The 19,638-nt window shown below is 67.9% G+C and carries 18 protein-coding genes; 13 read left to right on the forward strand and 5 right to left on the reverse strand.

Annotation, left to right across the window (positions count from 1 at the left end):
- The first annotated feature begins 74 nt into the window (after positions 1 to 74).
- From ACWGE0_RS28695 to ACWGE0_RS28720, 6 genes are all read left to right on the forward strand, one after another.
- A complete protein-coding gene (locus ACWGE0_RS28695) occupies positions 75 to 1,559 on the forward strand; it encodes an aldehyde dehydrogenase family protein (RefSeq protein WP_452263999.1) in 1,485 nt (494 codons plus the stop codon).
- The gene (locus ACWGE0_RS28700) at positions 1,540 to 2,700 is read left to right on the forward strand and encodes an NAD(P)/FAD-dependent oxidoreductase (protein ID WP_452264000.1); all 1,161 of its coding nucleotides are present in this window, start codon (positions 1,540 to 1,542) and stop codon (positions 2,698 to 2,700) included. Before ACWGE0_RS28695 ends, ACWGE0_RS28700 begins: the two co-directional genes overlap by 20 nt.
- Positions 2,701 to 2,710: 10 nt before the next feature.
- On the forward strand, positions 2,711 to 3,829 hold the full coding sequence (locus tag ACWGE0_RS28705) for a Glu/Leu/Phe/Val family dehydrogenase (RefSeq protein WP_452264001.1): 1,119 nt from the start codon (positions 2,711 to 2,713) through the stop codon (positions 3,827 to 3,829).
- Positions 3,826 to 4,911: a CaiB/BaiF CoA transferase family protein gene (locus ACWGE0_RS28710; protein WP_452264002.1), complete on the forward strand. Its 1,086-nt coding sequence runs from the start codon at positions 3,826 to 3,828 to the stop codon at positions 4,909 to 4,911. Before ACWGE0_RS28705 ends, ACWGE0_RS28710 begins: the two co-directional genes overlap by 4 nt.
- 1 nt (position 4,912) lies before the next feature.
- The gene (locus ACWGE0_RS28715) at positions 4,913 to 6,085 is read left to right on the forward strand and encodes an acyl-CoA dehydrogenase family protein (RefSeq protein WP_452264003.1); all 1,173 of its coding nucleotides are present in this window, start codon (positions 4,913 to 4,915) and stop codon (positions 6,083 to 6,085) included.
- 102 nt (positions 6,086 to 6,187) lie between these two features.
- Positions 6,188 to 6,733 carry a TetR/AcrR family transcriptional regulator gene (locus ACWGE0_RS28720; protein ID WP_452264004.1) on the forward strand — a complete coding sequence of 182 codons (546 nt, stop codon included), beginning with the start codon at positions 6,188 to 6,190 and terminating at the stop codon, positions 6,731 to 6,733.
- Here ACWGE0_RS28720 and ACWGE0_RS28725 read toward each other — a convergent pair.
- Genes ACWGE0_RS28725 through ACWGE0_RS28740 form a run of 4 tightly spaced genes read right to left on the reverse strand, consistent with a single transcriptional unit; the run spans position 6,730 to position 9,586 of the window.
- Positions 6,730 to 7,446, reverse strand: coding sequence for a peptidylprolyl isomerase (locus ACWGE0_RS28725; protein ID WP_452264005.1), 717 nt, complete (start codon positions 7,444 to 7,446; stop codon positions 6,730 to 6,732). The two genes, ACWGE0_RS28720 and ACWGE0_RS28725, sit on opposite strands and share 4 nt — an antisense overlap.
- Before the next feature lie 50 nt (positions 7,447 to 7,496).
- Positions 7,497 to 7,829, reverse strand: coding sequence for a hypothetical protein (locus ACWGE0_RS28730; RefSeq protein WP_452264006.1), 333 nt, complete (start codon positions 7,827 to 7,829; stop codon positions 7,497 to 7,499).
- A 60-nt stretch (positions 7,830 to 7,889) separates the two neighbouring features.
- Entirely contained in the window at positions 7,890 to 8,516 is a 627-nt protein-coding gene (locus ACWGE0_RS28735; RefSeq protein ID WP_452264007.1) for a response regulator, read from the reverse strand.
- Positions 8,513 to 9,586, reverse strand: coding sequence for a sensor histidine kinase (locus ACWGE0_RS28740; protein WP_452264008.1), 1,074 nt, complete (start codon positions 9,584 to 9,586; stop codon positions 8,513 to 8,515). Before ACWGE0_RS28740 ends, ACWGE0_RS28735 begins: the two co-directional genes overlap by 4 nt.
- 108 nt (positions 9,587 to 9,694) lie before the next feature.
- Here ACWGE0_RS28740 and ACWGE0_RS28745 point away from each other — a divergent pair, with 108 nt between their 5' ends.
- The 7 genes from ACWGE0_RS28745 to ACWGE0_RS28775 all read left to right on the forward strand — a co-directional run bounded on the left by ACWGE0_RS28745 (position 9,695) and on the right by ACWGE0_RS28775 (position 17,638).
- Positions 9,695 to 10,378 carry an ABC transporter ATP-binding protein gene (locus ACWGE0_RS28745; protein ID WP_452264009.1) on the forward strand — a complete coding sequence of 228 codons (684 nt, stop codon included), beginning with the start codon at positions 9,695 to 9,697 and terminating at the stop codon, positions 10,376 to 10,378.
- Positions 10,375 to 12,159, forward strand: coding sequence for an FtsX-like permease family protein (locus ACWGE0_RS28750; protein ID WP_452264010.1), 1,785 nt, complete (start codon positions 10,375 to 10,377; stop codon positions 12,157 to 12,159). Before ACWGE0_RS28745 ends, ACWGE0_RS28750 begins: the two co-directional genes overlap by 4 nt.
- Before the next feature lie 54 nt (positions 12,160 to 12,213).
- On the forward strand, positions 12,214 to 12,402 hold the full coding sequence (locus ACWGE0_RS28755; RefSeq protein WP_452264011.1) for an antitoxin: 189 nt from the start codon (positions 12,214 to 12,216) through the stop codon (positions 12,400 to 12,402).
- 164 nt (positions 12,403 to 12,566) lie between these two features.
- Positions 12,567 to 14,069, forward strand: coding sequence for a galactose-binding domain-containing protein (locus tag ACWGE0_RS28760; RefSeq protein WP_452264012.1), 1,503 nt, complete (start codon positions 12,567 to 12,569; stop codon positions 14,067 to 14,069).
- A gap of 75 nt (positions 14,070 to 14,144) precedes the next feature.
- Positions 14,145 to 16,160, forward strand: coding sequence for a hypothetical protein (locus ACWGE0_RS28765; protein WP_452264013.1), 2,016 nt, complete (start codon positions 14,145 to 14,147; stop codon positions 16,158 to 16,160).
- Between the two features lie 52 nt (positions 16,161 to 16,212).
- Complete coding sequence (locus ACWGE0_RS28770; protein ID WP_452264014.1) at positions 16,213 to 16,914, forward strand: hypothetical protein; 702 nt, start codon at positions 16,213 to 16,215, stop codon at positions 16,912 to 16,914.
- 37 nt (positions 16,915 to 16,951) lie between these two features.
- Entirely contained in the window at positions 16,952 to 17,638 is a 687-nt protein-coding gene (locus tag ACWGE0_RS28775; RefSeq protein ID WP_452264015.1) for a hypothetical protein, read from the forward strand.
- 4 nt (positions 17,639 to 17,642) lie between these two features.
- On the opposite strand, the gene recQ is transcribed toward ACWGE0_RS28775, so the two are convergent.
- Positions 17,643 to 19,616, reverse strand: coding sequence for a DNA helicase RecQ (gene recQ / locus ACWGE0_RS28780; protein WP_452264016.1), 1,974 nt, complete (start codon positions 19,614 to 19,616; stop codon positions 17,643 to 17,645).
- Between the last annotated feature and the right edge of the window lie 22 nt (positions 19,617 to 19,638).

The following is a 19,638-nucleotide window of genomic DNA, read 5'->3' on the forward strand; positions in this document are numbered from 1 at the left end:
GCTTATGCTCGACTTCGCGAGGTTTCATTCTGCAACCCCTGGCGAATCCATCGGGCAACTACCAGGGTGGATGCATGCCCTATGTCTCCACGAACCCGTCGAACACCTCCGACGTGGTCACCGAGATCGAGCTCGGGACCAGCCGCACCTTCGTCGACGCAGCACAGCGGGCGAAGGCGGCACAGCGCGCGTGGGCCCGCGTGCCCGCGCCCGTGCGTGGACAGGTCATCGGCAACATCGGCCGGCTCGTCGAGGCGAACTTCGAGCCGCTCGCCCAGCTGGTGACCCGCGAGATCGGCAAGCCGATCGCCGAGGCCCGCGGCGAGGTCCAGGAGATCGTCGACACCGCCAACTTCTTCGTCGGCGAGGGCAGGCGCCTCTACGGGCAGACCGTCCCGTCCGAGATGGCCGACAAGCAGCTCTTCACGTTCCGCAACCCGGTCGGCGTGGCGGCGATCATCACCGCCGGCAACTTCCCGGTCGCCGTGCCGTCCTGGTACATCATCCCGGCGCTGCTGTGCGGCAACTCGGTCGTGTGGAAGCCCGCCGAGTACTCCGCCGCGTCGGCCCAGGCCTTCTACGACGTGTTCCAGGCCGCCGGCATTCCGGCCGGCGTGTTCGAGATCGTCTTCGCCGAGGGGTCGGAGACGTTCAACGGCCTGGAGCAGGCGCTGCAGCAGGGTCTGGTCGACAAGGTCGGCTTCACCGGGTCCAGCGAGGTCGGTGTGCGCATCGGCGAACTGTGCGGCCGCCACCTCCAGACGCCGTGCCTGGAGCTGGGCGGCAAGAACCCGATGGTCGTCACCGAGGACGCCGACCTGGACCTGGCCGTGCAGGGCGCGCTGTTCGCCGGCTTCGGCTCCGCGGGCCAGCGCTGCACCTCGCTCGGCACGGCGATCGTGCACGAGTCGGTGTACGACGAGTTCCTGTCCCGGTTCGTCGAGGCCGTCGCCGGCGCCACCGTGGGCGACCCGGCAGGCGATGTCCTCTATGGACCGTTGCTGGACGAGAAGTTCGCACTGGCGTACGAGAAGTACCTCGGCTGGATCGGCGAGCACCACACGGTGCACGGCCCGACCGGCCGCATCACGGCTGCCAGCTCCCGCAACGGTTTCACTGGGGAGAACGGCTTCTTCTACCACCCCGCAATCGTTTCCGGTGTGCGTGCCGACGACGAGCTGTTCCTCCAGGAGACGTTCGGCCCGATCGTCGGCGTCATGAAGTACTCGGACCTGGACGAGGCGATCGAGCTCGGCAACAAGCCGGGCTACGGCCTGTCGTGCTCGATCTACACCACGGACCCGAACAAGGCCTTCCGGTTCCGCGCCGGCATCTCCGCCGGCATGGTCAGCGTCAACAACTCGACGTCCGGGGCCGAAGCGCACCTGCCGTTTGGCGGCAACGGCAAGAGCGGCAACGGCTCCCGGCAGTCGGGCGTGTGGGTGCTCGATCAGTTCACCCGCTGGCAGTCCATGAACTGGGACTACTCGGGGAAGCTGCAGAAGGCGCAGATGGACACTCTCGCGATCGAGGCGAACCTTGACTACCGGCTGGCCTGAGCTGCCAAGTCAGGCCGAGGTCGTCGTCATCGGCGGCGGGGTGATGGGGACGTCCATCGCCTTTCACCTCGCCGAGGCAGGCATCCGGGATGTCGTGGTCGTGGAGAAGGACGAGCTGGGCTCCGGCTCCACCTGCAAAGCAGCGGGTGGGGTGCGCGCCCAGTTCTCCGACGAGCTGAACATCAGGCTCGGAGCTCGATCCATCGAACTGTTCCAGCGCTTTCCGCAGCGACCCGGGCAGGAGATCGATCTCCACCAGGTCGGCTATCTGTTCCTCCTTTCCTCTCGGGAACACGTCACGGCGTTCGAGCGCAACGTCGACCTCCAGAACTCCCTCGGCGTGCGCAGCCAGATGCTGACTGCCGAGGAAGCACGACGGATGTCGCCGTTGATCGAAACGGACGGCCTGCTCGCGGCGACCTTCTCTCCGGACGCCGGACACTGCACGCCAGAGTCCGTGGTCCTCGGTTATGCCACCGCGGCCCGCCGGTTCGGTGTCCGCTTCCACACCAGAACCACCGTGAGATCGATCGTAGGGACGGGGTCTGACACTTTTCGCGTCCAGACCGACCGCGGAGAGGTTTCGGCCGGGACTTTGGTCTGCGCGGCCGGTGCCTGGTCGCGGTCGATCGGCGAGATGGTGGGCGTTGACCTGCCGGTTTCCCCGTTGCGGCGGCAGATCATGTTCACCGAGCCCATGCCCGAACTACACGATCGGGTGGTGCCCTTCACCATCGACTTCGGCAGCACCTTCTACTTCCACCGCGAGGGCCGCGGGCTGCTGTTCGGCATGTCCGACCCGGACGAGACGCCGGGCTTCAAGCTGGACATGTCCGACGCGTGGCTGCCGCGGCTCACCGAAGCGATCCGAGCGCGCGCACCGAGGTTGTTGGACGTGGGCGTGCGCAACGGGTGGGCGGGGCTGTACGAGGTGACGCCGGACCACAACGCGCTGATCGGCTCGGCCGGCCGGTTCTTCTACGCCACGGGTTTCTCCGGCCACGGTTTCCTCCAGGGCCCCGCGGTCGGGGAGGTCGTGCGCGACCTCGTGCTCGACCGCGAGCCGTTCGTCGACGTGTCCAGTTTGGACGCCTCCAGGTTCGCCGCCGACCAGGCGCGCCCGGAACTCAACTGCGTGTGAGGGAATGCTGATGGACGTTCTCCAGCTCATGGACGAGTGGGGACCCGAGAAGGTCGTCTGCGTGTCCGACCGGCGCACCGGGATGAAGGGTGTGCTGGTCATCGACAACACCGCGCGGGGCATGGGTAAGGGCGGCACGCGGATGAGCCCGCACGTGACCGTCGCGGAGATAGCCCGTCTCGCGCGCGTGATGACGTGGAAGTGGGCGGGGGTCGACCTGTTCTTCGGCGGCGCCAAGGCGGGGATCGTGTTCGATCCTTCCTCTCCCGGCAAGGAAGCAGCGCTGCGGGCTTTTGCGCGCAAGCTCTCCAACGAGGTGCCGCGCGAGTACGTGCTCGGGCTCGACATGGGCCTCACCGAACGGGACGCGGCGATCGTCCAGGACGAACTGTCGGACCGCGGCGCTATGATGGGCGCACCGGCTCAACTCGGCGGTCTTCCGTACGACGAGCTGGGCGTCACCGGGTACGGCGTGGCCGAGGTGGCGGACGAACTGATGGTGCTGCGCGGCAAACGCGTGGCCGTGCAAGGGTTCGGCGCGGTCGGTGCCGCGGCGGCGAAGCGTTTCACCGAACTGGGCGCTGTCGTCGTTGCCGTGTCGTCGGTGCACGGCGCGTTGGTGGATTCCAACGGGCTGGACGTCGCACAACTGCTGAAGCTGCGAGCGGAGATCGGCGACCTCGCGGTCAAGGAGTACGGCGACGTCCGCGAGCTCGGTGCCGAACTCCGGGTGCCGTGCGACGTGCTGGTGCCGGCCGCGATGCAGGACGTGATCGACGCGGAACTCGCGGGCGAGCTCGACACCACCCTGGTGGTCGAGGGCGCGAACCTGCCGACTTCCGTTGCGGCGCAGGAGGTTCTCGCGCAACGCGGGATCACGGTCGTGCCGGACTTCATCGCGAACGCCGGTGGCGTGGTCGCGGCGGCGTTCGGGATGGACGCGCGGTACTCGCCGTTCCCGGTGAACCCCGCGACGGTGCTGGAGGCCGTGTCCTCGAAGCTGAGGGCGAACGCGGCGAACGTCATCGTCGAGGCGAGAAACCGGGGCACCACAACACATGTGGCCGCGCGCGAGCTGGCGCAGGACCGCGTGCTGGCCGCGATGAAGCTGCGGGGGCGGGTCGCATGAGCTCGCTCGAAGGCGTGGTGATCGCGGACTTCAGCCGGGTGCTGGCGGCGCCGTACGCGACGATGATGCTCGGCGACCTCGGTGCCGAGGTGATCAAGGTCGAGCAACCGGGCCGGGGCGACGAGACCCGCACGTGGGGTCCGCCGCACCACGAGGACGAGGCGACGTACTTCCTGTCGGTCAACAGGAACAAGACGTCCGTGCAGATCGACCTGTCGACCAAGGCGGGCCGGGAGCAGGCGCGCGAGCTGATCGCGCGTGCGGACGTGGTGGTGGAGAACTTCAAACCGGGCACCATGAAGAAGTTCGGGCTGGACTACGAGTCGTTGAAGCGTGACGACCTCGTCTACTGCTCGATCTCGGGGTTCGGTTCGGGCAAGGGCGCGGACATGCCCGGCTACGACCTGCTCGTGCAGGCCGTGGGCGGGTTGATGAGCGTGACCGGGCCCGGTCCGTACGAGCCGGTGAAGACCGGCGTGGCGCTGGTCGACGTCCTCACGGGGTTGCACGCCTGTGTGGGCATCCTGGCGGCGCTGCGGCACCGGGAGGCGACCGGGCAGGGGCAGCTCGTGGAGCTGGACCTGCTGACGGTGCTGCTGTCCAGCATGGTGAACCAGAGCGCGGGCTTCACGCTGGCCGGGGCGATCCCGAAGCCGATGGGCAACCGGCATCCGTCGATCGCGCCGTACGAGGTGTTCCCCACCGTCGACCAGCAGATCGTCCTCGCGGTGGGCAACGACAGGCAGTTCCGCCGCCTGTGTTCGGTGCTGGACGTGCCGGAGCTGGCCACGGATCCGCGGTTCGTGACGAACTCGGACAGGGTCGAGCACGTCGACGAGCTGTTCGAGATCCTCTCGGCCCGGCTCAAGGCGCGCCCGGCGCAGCACTGGTTCGAAACGCTGACACCCCTTGGTGTTCCGTGCGGTCCGGTGAACGACGTGGCGCGCGCGTTCGCGCTGGCCGAGTCGCTGGACCTCAACCCCACCGCGACGATCGACGACATGACGCTCGTCGCGAACCCCATCCGCCTGTCGCGCACGCCGGTCACCTACCGGCTGCGCCCGCCGAAGCTGGAGCAGTGAAGTGCCGGACCCAGTGCAGGACCCGTTGCAGTTGCTGGACATCCCGTCGTTGCTGAGCGACGAGGAGCGCGACATCCAGGCCACCGTCGCGGCGTACCTGTCCGATCACGTCCGGCCGCACATCGGTTCCTGGTTCGAGCAGGGCGTCCTGCCGCGCGAACTGGCGCAGGAGCTCGGCAAGCTCGGCGTGCTGGGCATGCACCTCGAGGGTTACGGGTGCGCGGGCACGTCGGCGTTGGCGTACGGCCTCGCGTGCCTGGAGCTGGAGGCCGTGGACAGCGGGATCCGCAGCTTCGTGTCGGTGCAGGGTTCGCTGTCGATGTACTCGATCTGGAAGTACGGCTCGGAGGAGCAGAAGCAGGAGTGGCTGCCGCGGCTGGCCGCGGGTGAGGCGATCGGGTGCTTCGGGCTGACCGAGCCGGACTTCGGCTCCAACCCGTCCGGGATGCGCACGCGGGCCGTGCGGGACGGATCGGACTGGGTGCTCAACGGCACCAAGATGTGGATCACCAACGGCGGTCTGGCGGACGTCGCCACCGTGTGGGCGCAGACCGAGGAGGGAATTCGAGGATTCCTCGTTCCCCGCGGCACTCCTGGATTCTCGACCAGGGACATCAAGAACAAGCTGTCAATGCGAGCATCCGTCACCTCCGAGTTGATCCTGGAGGACGTGCGACTGCCGGAAAGCGCTCGGCTGCCGCTCGCGACTTCCTTGCGCGCTCCCCTTTCGTGTCTCAACGAAGCCCGCTTCGGGATCGTGTTCGGTGCGGTCGGTGCCGCGCGGGATTCGTTGCAGGCGGCGCTGAACTACGCCGGCACGCGCATCCAGTTCGACAAGCCGATCGCCGCGTTCCAGCTGACGCAACGGAAGCTCGCGAGCATGTCCGTGCAGGTCAGCACCGCGATGTTGCTGGCGTTGCACCTCGCGGGGCTCAAGGAGGCCGGCACGTTGAAGCCGGAGCAGATCAGCATGGGCAAGTACAACAACGTCGAGTCGGCCATCGCGATCGCCAGGGAAAGCCGGACCATCCTCGGCGCCAACGGCATCTCGTTGGAGTACTCGCCGTTGCGCCACGCGAACAACCTGGAATCCGTGCTGACTTATGAGGGCACCTCGGACATCCATTTGCTATCCATCGGCCACGCGTTGACCGGAATCGCCTCATTCCGTTGATCGTTCCCCTTATCCTGCACTCCCAACGGGGTTCGCGGGTGGGAGGACGCTCTGCCGGAGGAGACAAGCAGCCGCAGTGACGCGCGCCGCAACCGCAAGCGATTGCTGGATGCGGCTACGCACGTCCTGCGAGCTGAACCAGCAACGGCGACGATGCAGTCCATCGCGCGCAAGGCGGCGCTTTCCCAAGCGACGGCGTACCGCCACTTTCCGTCCGTGGAAGCACTTGTGACCGCCTACCACGAGGACGTCATCGCGTCGTTGATCGAGCACGGTGAACGATCCCGCAAGACCGGCAAGGAGTTGTTCGAACATCAGGCCGCACGCTGGGTGAAGATGCAGAACGTGCACGGCCCTGTGATCGTGCGGTTCTGGTCGCAGCACGGCTTCCTGGAACGGCTGCATTCCGCCGACGCGATGACGTCGTTGTCGTGCAGCGCGTGGGACCGGGCGTTGCGCGGAGTGCTGATCGATCTGGCGCTGCCGGACGCTTTGCTGTCCGTGGCACGGTTTCTGCACAACGCGCTGTTCGACCCGCGCGAGATCATCGATCTGACGAAAGCCGCCGGACTACCTGATGATCAGGTGGTCCGGCGGCTCTCGGACGCGTTCTACGGAGCGCTGACGGGCTGGGCCGTCAGCGGCTAGAGGCCGAGCGGGAGCACCCACTTGAGCTCGGACTTGATGTTCGGGCGGCCGTCCAGCGGGTTCTCGCCCGCGATGCCGCCCGCCGCGATCTTGTCGAGCGTCTTCAGGCCTTCGGGCAGGATCTGGCCGAACACCGTGTAGTTCGGGCGCAGGATGCTGTCGCTCTGCACGAGGAAGAACTGCGAGCCGTTCGTGTCCGGGCCGGCGTTGGCCATCGCGAGCGTGCCGCGCGGGTAGATGCGGCGCAGGCCCGTCGGGTCGTTCGGCGCGGGCTGCAGGTCCGTCGGCAGCTCGTCCTTGTACTTGTAGCCGGGGCCGCCCTCGCCCGTGTTGGACGGGTCGCCGCACTGCAGCACCTTCAGCGTCGGGTACGCGGTGAGGCGGTGGCACTCGGTCTGGTTGTAGAAGCCGCGATGGGCCAGGTGGATGAAGCTGTGCGCGGTGCAGGCCGCCTTGGAGCGGTCGAGCACCAGCGGGATGTCGCCCTGGTTCGTCTTGACCTTCACCAGGACCTTGCCCTTGGTGAACCACGGGTTGTGGGGAACGGACACCGGACGAGCGGGAGGTTCGTCCGGCGTCACGGTGTAACCGCAGTCAGGCCGTGCTCCGGACTGCCCGGACGGCTCCGCAGATGGTTGCGCGGACGCGGTCCCGGTGGTGATGAGTCCAACGGCCAGTGCCGCCACTGCCAGGCCAGCTGCGATTCGCCTCATGCGCGATTCCTAGTGGAATTGACGATGACCGGCAAGGTTTAACGGATCACTCAGTTGTCGGTGTCCTCGGTGATGTCGTACTCGCACGTCGCGGGGCTGCCCGCGTTCGTGATCTCCTTTTCCTTCTCCACCCGCAACTTGCAGGTGGCCTGGCCGTTCTGCGGCTTGACCGTGAGCGTGATCTTGCCGAGGTCGTTGGCGAGCATCGCGCGGTCCTTGAACGGCAGGTCGACGGTCTGCGTCTCGGTGGCGCCGCCGGGGACGACCAGCGTCATCTCGGCCTTGCCCGTGCCTTCCACGTCGTAGAAAGCCTCGTAGGTGTAGCTCTTCTGGCCACAAGCCGCGAGCGCCAGCACGGGAATCAGCAGGAGGAGTTTCTTCATGGCTCGAATTCTGGTGATGTTCGGGGAACGGGACTTCTGTCCGCAGACCGGTTCTGGGTCCTACTTTTGGCCGACCACCCTGGTTTCCCACGCCCAGGCGGCGATCTCGACGCGGTTGCGCGCGTCCAATTTGGCCTGAACGCTCGCCAGGTGCGTCTTCACCGTGCCGATGGAGATGAACAGTTCCTGCGCGATCTCGGCATTCGTCCTGCCCACCGCGGCGAGCTTCACGACGTCGAGCTCGCGCGCGGAGAGGTTGTGCGGCTGTTGTGACGCCGGTGCGTTCATGTGCTGCAACAGCCGGACGGTGATCGACGGGCTGATGAGCGCATCGCCCGTGACGGCCGCACGGACGGCTTCGATGAGCAGGTTCGGGCCGGCGTCCTTCAGAAGGAACCCGCACGCGCCGTTCTTCAACGCTGTGTGTACGTACTCATCGTGGTCGAACGTCGTGCACACCACCACGTGGACGTCGTTCGCGATCTGTTTGAGCGCTTCGAGTCCGTCCATGCGCGGCATGCGGATGTCCATCAACGCGACATCCGGCTTGGTACGCCGTGCTTCGGCAACGGCCTCGACGCCGTCCTGTGCCTCCGCCACGACCTCGATGTCCGGCTCAGCACCCAGAATCATGCCGAACCCCGTGCGCACCATCGCCTGGTCGTCCGCGACGAGAACCCTGATCACGCAGTGGCCTTTCCTGTGGGGAGTGCGGCGTCGACGACCCAGCCGCCGTCGATACCGGGACCCGCCTTGATCCTGCCGCCGAGCGCCTGCACGCGCTCGGTGAGCCCGATGAGGCCGAAGCCGTTGCCCTGTCTCGCGGGCCTGCCGTCGTTGGAGACCTTGACGGTGACCCAGTCCGGCGTGGTGTGGATCTGGACGTCCACTTTGGTCGCTTCCTGGGCGTGTTTCCTGATGTTGGTCAACGACTCCATGACGACCCGGTGGACCGAGCTGGCGACTTCCAGCGGCAGGTTCCCGGTGTCACCGTCGATCGCGAGGGTCGCCCGTGGTTCGGCCTCGATCAGCGGCTCGATGTCCACGATGCCCGCGACCGGTGCCACGGGGGCGTCGTCACGGAGCATGCCGATCATGCGGCGCATCGCGGTCATCGCCTCGCCGCCGGCTTCCTCGATGCGTTCGAGCGCCTGCTTCGCCTGCGCCGGGTTGCGTTCGACGATCCGGCTCGCGCCCTGGGCCAGCACGACCATGGCGGTGATGTGGTGGCCGACGAAGTCGTGCAGGTCCCTCGCGAACTCGGCCTTCTGCTCGGCTTTGACGGCCGCGACCTGCTTCTCCCTGGCGTTGCCCAGCAGGCGGAGGTAGCCGACGAGCGCGAGCACGCCGATCGCGACGACGAGCAGACCCATCGCCAGGGTCAGCTCGGTGCTGCCGAGCGGGTACCGCACCGGCTGGGTGACCAGCGCGATGACGATCCAGCCGATCAGCGGCGCGTCCCGCCAGGACTTCGCGCGGTAGGTGGTGACCGCCAGCACCCCGGTGAGCGCCAGGCCCTCGGCGAGCCCGAACTCCTTCTCCAGCGGGTTGACCAGCGTGTACGTGAAACACGCGGTGGCGGCGACGGCGGCCAGCACGCGGTGGGGCCGCAGCCAGGCGAACGCGGGCAGCAGGATGCACGCCAACGCGGCCCAGCCGGTCCAAGGGTGGAGACCGGGCGACTTGAACAGGCCGTAGTACCAGTCCACGAACGCGGCGGCGATCAGTGCGGCGATCGCGCCGTACCTCCAGAGCATGGCCATGACCTTATGCAGTTGCCCGTGTTCCGCAGATCGGCCGAAAGACAGAGGCGAGCCGTGCTCGGGACGGAGGTTTTCCGTCGCTTTCTGCCTTTGGCTCGTCATGTGAACAACTACGCTTCCGCCGCGGTCGACCTCGTGAAGGTGTACGGCTCCGGCGACACCGCGGTTCGAGCACTCGACGGGGTGACCGTCGGGTTCCGGCCCGCCGCCTTCAGCGCGATCATGGGACCGTCCGGTTCCGGCAAGTCGACCCTCATGCACTGCCTGGCCGGGCTCGACACGGCCACGTCCGGAGCCGCGCTGCTGGGCGGCAAGGACCTCACCCGGCTCTCCGACAACGCGCTGACCAAGGTGCGGCGCGATCGGATCGGGTTCGTCTTCCAGGCGTTCAACCTGCTGCCGACGCTGACCGCCGAGCAGAACGTCCTGCTGCCGCTCAACCTGGCAGGACGCAAGCCCGATCGCGCCTGGTTCACGCAGCTCGTGGAGGTGCTGGGGCTGTCGTCACGGCTGTCGCACCGGCCGTCGGAGATGTCCGGCGGGCAACAGCAGCGGGTGGCGCTGGCGCGTGCGCTGGTCACGCGGCCCGAGGTGATCTTCGCCGACGAACCGACGGGAAACCTGGACTCGCGGGCCTCCGCGGACGTGCTGAACCTGTTGCGGCAGGCCGTGCGAGATTTCGGCCAGACGATCGTGATGGTCACGCACGACGACCGGGCGGCCTCCTACGCCGACGCCGTGGTGCGGATGGCCGACGGACGCGTCGTTCAGGCGGTGGCCGCGTGAGGAGGTTCCTGCCCGTTCTGTCGATCTCGATCGCCGCGTTCTTCGCCTACTCGACGGTGCTCGCCAAGGACATCACCGAACGGTCGCTCGCGGTCAAGGCCGCGAAGCTGGTCGAGGTGTTCGCGTTGCTCGGCGCGTTCGTCACGGTGGCCATGATCGTGGCCGCGCTGGTCTCCACCTCGACGTTCCGGATCGTGTTCGCGCAACGGATGCGCGAGCTCGCGTTGTTGCGAGCTGTCGGTGCTTCGCGGGCACGACTGGCGCGGGGGCTGATCGTCGAAGGCGCGCTCACCGGGCTGCTGGCGTCGATCGCCGGGGTCGCGCTGGCGGTGGGCGCGGGGCAGCTCGTGCCGCTGGCCGGCCTGGTGGCGCCGGGCTTTCCCCTCACGCCTGCGTTGATCGTGGTCCTCGGGTCGTTCGTGCTGACGACGCTCGCCGTGCTGGCGCCCGCGTGGTCCGCGGCCAAGGTCTCGCCACTGGAGGCGCTGCGCACCTCTGCCGTCCAGGACGCCAAGAGCCGGATCGGCGGGCTGCGCTGGGTGTCCGGGATCCTGATGGGCTCAGCCGCCGCCGTGCTGCTGGTGAACGTCGCGGTCGAGGGGCTCGCGAGCAAGCGGCGACCGGCCGGGATGACCGAGGACCTGTTGCTGCGCACCACGATCAGCGGCGCGCTGGCGTTCGGCACGCTGATCACGCTCGGGCCCGCGCTGATCACGCCGGTGCTCCGGCTGATCAGCGTTCCGTTGCGGCGCAGCACGATCGGGGCGCTGGCGGTGAGCGGGGTCGGCGGTGCGCCACGCCGGGCGGCGTCGGTCACCGCGGTGGTGGCGCTGGGCGTCAGCCTGATCATCGCGACGCTGACGGGCGCGAACACCTTGCAGGGACTCGGAAAGGCCGAGATGGCCAGTGCTTATCCGGCGGATCTGGAGATCACCGGGCCCGTCGACGTGACGGCGTTGCGCGCGGCCGGGCTCACCGACGTGCTCCCGTACCGGCGCGCCGAGGTCACCGTGATCTCCGCGAACGGGCAGCTCATCATGAACGGCACCGATCTCGACATGCTGAAACTCCGCGACCTCTCGGACTTCCAGGTCGACACCGGAACCCTCCGCGACATGGGTCCGCGCAAGATCATCCTGTCCACCTACACCGCGAGCAGGCTCGGACTGGCCGCCGGATCGCAGGCCGACGTCAACGGCGTGCCGATGACGGTGGCGGCCACCGTGTTCGGCGGCGTTCCGCTCGGCAGCGCGCTGCTCCACGCATCCGATGTGGACGGTGAGCCGGTCGGCGTGCTCGCCAACGGTGCCAGGGAACGCGTGCCCGCCGGGCTGGAGGTCGAGTCGCTCACCGACCGCAGGCTCGCCCAGGAGAACTGGTTCACCACATTGGTGGCGATCGCGGTCGGACTGCTGTTCCTCACCATGTTGATCGCCGTGGTGGGAGTAGGTTCGACCACGGCGTTGTCGGTGCTCGAACGGACTCGGGAGTCCGGGCTGTTGCGCGCGATCGGGTTGACCCGCAAGGAACTCGGCCGTCTGGTCACGACCGAGGCCGGCCTGTACGGGATCGTCGGCGCACTGATCGGACTCGCCATCGGCATTCCTTACGCGTGGCTCGCGATCATCTCGCTCGGCATCGAATGGCCGTTGCAGGTGCCCGTGGTCGCCGTAGGCGTGGTGGTGCTCGCCCTGGCCGCACTCACAGCAGGTGCGGGGCTCCTGCCTGCCCGCCGTGCGGCGCGAGTGAGCCCGGTGGCCGCACTTCACTCCATCCAGTGACGTGTATCGAATCCAAGACGGGGTACCCAGGTTCCATAGGGAGGTAATACAGCTATGGGACTCGATGACCTGAAGAACAAGGCGAAGGACCTGATCGGCCAGCACGGTGACAAGGTCGACGACGGTGTGGAGCGCGCAGGGCAGTTCGCCGACGACAAGACCGGCGGGAAGCACAGCGAGCACATCGACAAGGGTGAGGACAAGCTCAAGGAAGGCCTCCGGAATTTCGGCGACAAGCAGTAGTGATCGCACGGAACCGGTACCGGCGAAAGTGATGTCCCCTCACCGTTGACAGGCCTGCCACCATCATCCGTGGGAGCGCTCTCACGCGCTCGTTCGGAGGGTTGGCAATGAGGCTCACTCGACAACGAACATCCATCGCACTGGCAGCGGCCAGCGTGCTCACGGTGAGCGCGCTGGTCGCTGTCGCTCACGACACCAAAGCCGCGCTTCCACCTCCCCCCGCCGGGTGGACGCAGGTGTTCGGCGACGACTTCACCGGACCGGCGAACTCGTTGCCCAACGGGGGAAACTGGCGGTTCTCGCTCGGTCACGGCTATCCGGGCGGACCGGGGAACTGGGGCACCGGCGAGATCGCCGCGCACACCAACAACCCCGCGAACGTGTCGCTCGACGGCGGCGGCAACCTGCGCATCACGCCGCGTCGTGACGGCGCGGGCAACTGGACGTCCGCGCGCATCGAGACGAACGCGCAGAACTTCAAGGCGCCCACCGGTGGCGTGCTGCGGATGGAAGCGCGGATCCAGATGCCGAACGTCTCCGGCGCCGCGGCGCTGGGGTACTGGCCCGCGTTCTGGGCGCTGGGTTCGCCGTATCGCGGGAACTGGTGGAACTGGCCCGGTGTCGGCGAGTTCGACATCATGGAGAACGTCAACGGCGTCAACCGCGTGTGGGGCGTGCTGCACTGCGGTGTCTCGCCTGGCGGGCCGTGCAACGAGAAGAACGGCATCGCGAACAGCCGGCCGTGCCCCGGCGCCTCGTGCCAGGGCGGCTTCCACGCCTACCGGTTCGAGTGGGACGCCTCGACGTCGCCGCAGCAGCTGCGGTGGTACGTGGACGGCGAGTTGTTCCACCAGGTCAACCAGAACCAGCTGCCCGCGGACACCTGGAACCAGATGACCTCGCACGCCGGGTACTTCATCATCCTGAACGTCGCGATCGGCGGCGAGTTCCCCGACAACTACTCCGGCACGCGCACGCCGGGTCCGGGGATCGTCCCGGGTGTTCCGATGGTCGTGGACTACGTGGGTGTGTGGACGCGGGGCTCCGGCGGCGGACCCACGACCACGACCACTCCCCCGCCGACGTGCGGGCCGCTGCTGTCGCGGAACCGGCCGGCGTCGGCGTCCAGTGTGGAGAGCGGAAACCAGGCGGCGGCGTTCGCGGTGGACGGTTCGACGTCGACGCGCTGGTCGTCCGCGCACAGCGAACCGCACTGGTGGCAGGTCGACCTCGGGTCTTCACGTGCTCTGTCGCGCGTGCGGATCAACTGGGAGGCCGCGTACGGGCGCGCGTACTCGATTCAGCTGTCCGACAACGGCAGTTCGTGGCGGGACGCGTACACGACAGCCACCGGCGCCGGTGGCGTGGAGGACATCGGAATTTCCGGTAGCGCGCGATATGTGAGGTTCAACGGCATGAACCGAGGAACTGTCTACGGGTTCTCGTTCTGGGAGTTCGAGGTCTTCGGGGCGTGTGGATCACAGCCAACCACCACAACGACGCAACCTCCTGGCGGCGGGGCATACCCAGCGTGGGCGTCTGGGGCTGCTTATGCGGCTGGTTCGCGTGTGAGTTACGCCGGATTGGACTATCAGTGCCTGCAGGGGCACACATCGATCACGACGTGGGAACCGCCGAACGCGGCATCCCTCTGGCAGCGCCTCTGACTCACTTCCGCGATCCCGGCGGCCCGGTTACCGTCGTTCGCCGGGATCGCGGAGGTGAAGGTGGATCCGAGCGGGGTGACAAGAGCGGCACGGCTGACCGCGTTGGCCGCGTTGTGCCTGGTCACCGTCGTTTTGCTGCTTCCGGCGGCCATCAGCGTGAGCACCGGAGGAGCCACGCCGGAGTTCCTCGGCCAGTTCGGGCGGTGGCTGTGGCCGCTGGTCGGCGCGATGGTGCTGGTCGCGGTCGGTCTCGCGCTCTGGGAACGCGGGCGCGGTCACGAGACGAGCAGCCGCACCGCCGCGCTCGGACGCGTCGAAACGCGGGTGAAGGCGTTGCTCGCCTCCTCACTGGCCGCGCAGACGCAGATCAAGCTGGGCGTGCTCCGGCAGCCGAAGCTGTCCGTGCGGGCAGAAGGTGAGGAAGTCTCCTCTTCGGACCTGGAGGCCGTGTACGACCGCCTCGGCCACACCATGGTGCTGGTCGGCCCGGTCGGCAGCGGGCGTTCGACGTTGTTGCGCGAACTTTGCCTGGTGTTGGTCGAACGCGCGCGAAACGACCCCGAGGCGCCGATTCCGGTTGTCGTGGACTTGGCGACGTGGCGCGCGTACGGCACGCGCAAGCCGACCGAGTTCACCGCGTGGCTCTTGCGCGAGATGAACCGCCGGTACGGCATCAGCCGCTCGGCGGGCACGATCTGGCTGCGCCGCCGGCGGGTGGCCGTGCTCATCGACGGCCTGGACGAGGTGCCGCGCATCGACCGCGCGCACTGTGAGTCCGAACTCGCGCCGTTCGCCTCGGTCGTGTGCTCGACCGAACCGATCGAGAACCTGCCCGCGGTGATCGTCGAACCGTTGTCACGCGGTCAGGTGCTCGAGTACATCGCGTCGGTCAGCCCTCGTCTGGACAGCTTGGAGTCGGCGCTGACGCCCGAGATCTGGCAGCGACTCGACTCACCGCTGGCGCTGAACCTGTTGGCACTGACGCACTTGGACAAGCAGGTCGACACGATCGGCGACGACTTCGTGGGGTCCTTCGTGGTGGAGCGGCTTTCCGGCCAACGCGCTGCGGGCCCCACAATCCGTGCGTTGAAGTTCCTCGCACGGTTGGACAGACCAGACCTCGGTGCGCCTGTGCACATGCCTCACCGCCGTGCGTGGCTTCCGCTGCTGCCGACGCGTCCGTTGTGGTTGCTGTTCGTACGCGCGGTACCTGCCGCATATGCCGGTGGTGTGTGTGCCGTGACGTTCATGACGGGCGTGCAACTCGGATTGTGGCCCGCTTTGGTTTTCGTGGTCGCAGCTTCTTTGATGTTCGCGCTCGTGCACAAACTGCCGTACGTCTTCCACCCGCCTGGACGCGCGCACGGCATTCTGACTGCCGCGCTTGGTTTTCTGGCAGGCGCGTTCGCCGGATTGTTGGTCGGGCTCGCCGGTTTGTGGCTTGGCGGCATTGGCACGCCGTGGCCGTACCTCGTCGCGTATGTGTTCGTGGTGGTGACGTCATTCTTCTTGGCGTTGGGTTTCGTACCGGGCAAAGCACCTGTGGCATGGTCCGTGCTGATCGCCGCCGCGCCCGGTGTCTCAATGATCTGGACCGGCCCCTACGTGGTGTTGGCAGGCATGGGGATCGGCTTCTCCGCGGGCGTGGCGGGCGGCGTGTTCGCAGCAGCGGTGGGACGTGTGTGGCGCACGGTGCGCACGGTGCAACAGCAACGGATGCGCGTCGGGCGCCCGTGGTGGGTTCAGCCCGCCGTCCCGGTGCTCGGCGCCGTCGGTCTGCTGGGCGGGCTCGGGGCGATGGGATCGTGGGGAACGGCGCTCGGCGTCGCACTGGGGTTGCTGGTGACGCCGACCGCCGCCCGCGACTACGTCTGGCCGTTCGACGCGCTCGCCGAAGTCGCCGCCGAAGGTGTCACGCGACCCTTGTCGCTCGGCGAGTTGTCGTTTCGCCGCAAGGCTTTGCTGCACGTCGCCCAGGACCGCCTGCTGCTCACCCGAGTCGATGGCGAGTACCGGTTCGTGCACGTCGCCCTGCGCGACCATCTGGCGTCGTGTGACCCAACAGCGCTGGTCCGGGCCACGCGCCGTTGAACCTTCCCGATCTGCGGGCCGTACGGCTTGGCAGAAAGGTCGGGTGTTGCACATGCGCTGGTCGAAGGGCTGGATCGCGGGCGCCGGGGTGTTCTCGGTCGCTGCCGCCATCGGGGGTACGGCCTTCGCCCTAGCCGGTTCCGGCGCCCCCACGTCGCAGTCGGGGGTGGCGGGCAAGGAGGTCTGCTCGGGGCAGCAGGTGCGTTCGGTGGAGTCAGGCGGGACCGCCGGCGCGCTGTCGGACCAGTTCCCGGTCGGGACGGCTTTGCGGGTCACCAATCTCGCCAACGGGCGGGCAATCACCGTTTCGGTCACCGGTGTGTCGACCGGATGCGCATTGCTGAACACCGCGGCTTTCGATTCACTGCGTTCGGCGGATTCGGGGCAGGGCGGCGCGGAAAGCGTTCTCCGGCGGGTCCGGGTGGAGATCGTGGGGAATGCGCCGGCGCCGACGCCGACGCCCTCCCGGTCTTCCACATCACGGATTCGTGCTTCCGGGGTGGTCGGTCAGGTCGTGTGCGACGGCGCGACCATCGGGTTGTCACCGGTCGGTGGGGCGGCCGGGGCGTTTTCGTCGCAGCTGCCGGTCGGGACGTCGGTCCGGGTGACCAATCTCGACAACGGACGGCAGACGACCGTGAAGATCATCGGGGTCGGGACCGGGTGCGTGGTGTTGAACAGCGCGGCGTTCAACTCGGTCGGCGAGTCGGGGAAGAGCGTGATCAAGCGCGCTCAGATCGAGAAGGTGACCTGAGGAACGTATGCTCCCCCCTCGACCTGGGGGTAAGAGCATGTTCCGACGTTTCCTGATCTTGGCTGTCCTGCTGGCGGGCTGCACCGCGCAGGAGGCCGCACCTCCGCCGTCGTCCCCACCGCCGACCTCGTCTTCCGTGTCCGTGCCGGACCAGTGGAACCAACTGGTCGCTCGGGCCGAGAAGACCTACGTGTCCAAGGACGCGTTCCTCCCGGACGCGCCGTGGAACAGGGACTATCCGGCCACACCCGGTGGTTACGAGGACAAGACCCAAGAGGTGTCCACGGTGTGCGGTGGCCTCAGGATCAGCTCTGGGTTCAAGGTGTCGCGGAACAGGCTGTGGCGCGGCGAGTACACCGTCGTGTGGCAGGACGTGCACGCGTTGTCGGCGGACAAGGCCGCGACGCTGGTCGAACAGATCGGGGCGAAGGTGCGGAGTTGCGCCACTTACGCCCGCACCGCGGGCAAGCCCGAGCGAGCGGTGACACCTGACGTCGCCGTGGCACCGCCGACCGGCTTCGACGGGTTCTACGCCTTCTGCGAGACCGCCCCTGACATCAAGCCGGGACAGCTCAACTGCCAGGCGTTCCTGGCTCGTGGTGACCTGCTCGTCAGCTTCGGCAGCAACGTCGTGTCGGAGGACCCGGCCGATGCCAAGGCCACGGCGCTGGCGCAGGTGCAGCGAATGATGCCGCTGGTCACCCAGGCTCTCGCGGCGGTCTGACCCGCTACCAGTCCATCGGCTCGTCGGGCTCCTCCGGTTCCGGCCACTCGTCCGCCGCCGAGCCGCCCGAACCCCACGCAGCTCCACCCGTGCTCGTCGTCCTGGGCTTCGCTTTGGCGGCGGGCGGGGCCTGAGCTGCCGGCGCGGGACCACCGCCGGCCACCACCTCCAGGATCTGCTCGCCGTACTTAGTGAGCTTCGCCTGACCCACACCGCTCACGTTGCCCAGCTCGGCCAGCGTCGCGGGGCGGGAAGCGGCGATGGACTTCAGGGTGGCGTCGTGGAAGATCACGTAGGCGGGCATGCCCTGTTCGCGGGCCTGCTGAGCGCGCCACTCGCGCAGCGACTCGTAGAGCGGGCCCGCGGCCGCCGGAAGCTCCACCTTCGCCTTGGGAGCGCTCACGGAGGCGGTGCGGGTGGACGAGCGGACAGGAACCGGGTCCTTGCGCAGCAGGACTTCGCGCTTGCGGCCCAGCACGTCGGAGCTGGCCTCGGTGAGCACCAGGGTGGAGTACTCGCCCTCCACCGCCAGCAGGCCCTGGGCGAGCAGCTGGCGGACGACACCGCGCCACTCGCTCTCGTTCAGGTCCTCGCCGAGGCCGAAGGTGCTGAGGCGGTCGTGGTCGAACTGGATGACCTTGGCGGTCTTGCGGCCCAGCAGGATGTCGATCGCCTGGCCCGCACCGAACTTCTGACCGCGCTCGTTGCGCAGGCGCCAGACCGTGGAGAGGACCTTCTGCGCGGCGACCGTGCCGTCCCAGGACTCCGGCGGCGTCAGGCAGGTGTCGCAGTTGTTGCAGGGCACGCCGGTCTGCCCGAAGTAGTCGAGGAGCATCGTGCGGCGGCACGTGATGGTCTCGCACAGAGCCAGCATCGCGTCGAGGTGCGCCTGCGAGCGGCGGCGGAAGGCCAGATCACCTTCGGACGACTCGATCATCTTGCGCTGCTGCACCACGTCCTGCAGGCCGTACGCGAGCCAGGCGGTGGACGGCAATCCGTCGCGGCCGGCGCGCCCCGTCTCCTGGTAGTAGCCCTCGACCGACTTCGGGAGGTCGAGGTGGGCCACGAAGCGGACGTCCGGCTTGTCGATGCCCATGCCGAACGCGATGGTGGCGACCATGACCAGGCCGTCCTCGCGCAGGAACCGGGCCTGGTTGCGCTGGCGGACCGACCCGTCGAGCCCCGCGTGGTACGGCAGCGCCTTGATCCCGTTGGCCACCAGGAACTCCGCGGTCTTCTCGACCGACGCGCGGGAGAGGCAGTAGACGATGCCCGCCTCGCCGTCGTGCTCACCGCGCAGCAGGTCGAGCAGCTGCTTCTTGGGTTCCTTCTTCGCGACGATGCGGTACTGGATGTTCGGGCGGTCGAAGCTCGACACGAACTGGCGGCCGTCGCCCAGTTCGAGCCGCGTCAGGATCTCCTTGCGCGTCGCGTCCGTCGCGGTGGCCGTCAACGCGATGCGCGGCACCTTCGGCCAGCGTTCGTGCAGGTGCGCCAGCATGAGGTAGTCGGGCCGGAAGTCGTGGCCCCACTGGGAGACGCAGTGCGCCTCGTCGATCGCGAACAGGGCGATCTCACCCTGGTCGAGCAGGCGCAGGGTCGCGTCGGACGTCAGGCGTTCCGGCGCCAGGTAGAGCAGGTCGAGCTCACCGTTGACGAACTCGGCCTCGACCATCTTGCGTTCGTCCCACGACAGCGACGAGTTCAGGAAGCCCGCGCGCACGCCCAGCGCCCGCAGCGCGTCCACCTGGTCCTGCATCAGCGCGATGAGCGGGGAGATCACCACACCGGTGCCCTTGCGGACCAGGGCGGGCACCTGGTAGCACAGCGACTTGCCGCCACCGGTCGGCATCAGCACGAGCGCGTCGCCACCCGCGATCACGTGCTCGACGATGTCGGCCTGGTCGCCGCGGAACTCGGGATACCCGAAGACGCGCTGCAGGACCTGCAGCGCGTCCCCGTGGTCTGTTGAACCCATGCCGCCGATGCTAGCGAGCGGC

It is taken from the genome of Lentzea sp. NPDC054927, assembly GCF_053610285.1.

What these genes read in the sequence shown, in the direction of transcription:
- ACWGE0_RS28705 (WP_452264001.1), top strand. Translation starts at nt 2,711, where the DNA reads ATGGACGTTCTCCAGCTCATGGACGAGTGGGGACCCGAGAAGGTCGTC.
- ACWGE0_RS28775 (WP_452264015.1), top strand. Translation starts at nt 16,952, where the DNA reads ATGTTCCGACGTTTCCTGATCTTGGCTGTCCTGCTGGCGGGCTGCACC.
- ACWGE0_RS28740 (WP_452264008.1), bottom strand. Translation starts at nt 9,586, where the DNA reads ATGCTCTGGAGGTACGGCGCGATCGCCGCACTGATCGCCGCCGCGTTC.
- ACWGE0_RS28770 (WP_452264014.1), top strand. Translation starts at nt 16,213, where the DNA reads ATGCGCTGGTCGAAGGGCTGGATCGCGGGCGCCGGGGTGTTCTCGGTC.
- ACWGE0_RS28730 (WP_452264006.1), bottom strand. Translation starts at nt 7,829, where the DNA reads ATGAAGAAACTCCTCCTGCTGATTCCCGTGCTGGCGCTCGCGGCTTGT.
- ACWGE0_RS28695 (WP_452263999.1), top strand. Translation starts at nt 75, where the DNA reads ATGCCCTATGTCTCCACGAACCCGTCGAACACCTCCGACGTGGTCACC.
- recQ (WP_452264016.1), bottom strand. Translation starts at nt 19,616, where the DNA reads ATGGGTTCAACAGACCACGGGGACGCGCTGCAGGTCCTGCAGCGCGTC.
- ACWGE0_RS28725 (WP_452264005.1), bottom strand. Translation starts at nt 7,446, where the DNA reads ATGAGGCGAATCGCAGCTGGCCTGGCAGTGGCGGCACTGGCCGTTGGA.
- ACWGE0_RS28710 (WP_452264002.1), top strand. Translation starts at nt 3,826, where the DNA reads ATGAGCTCGCTCGAAGGCGTGGTGATCGCGGACTTCAGCCGGGTGCTG.
- ACWGE0_RS28755 (WP_452264011.1), top strand. Translation starts at nt 12,214, where the DNA reads ATGGGACTCGATGACCTGAAGAACAAGGCGAAGGACCTGATCGGCCAG.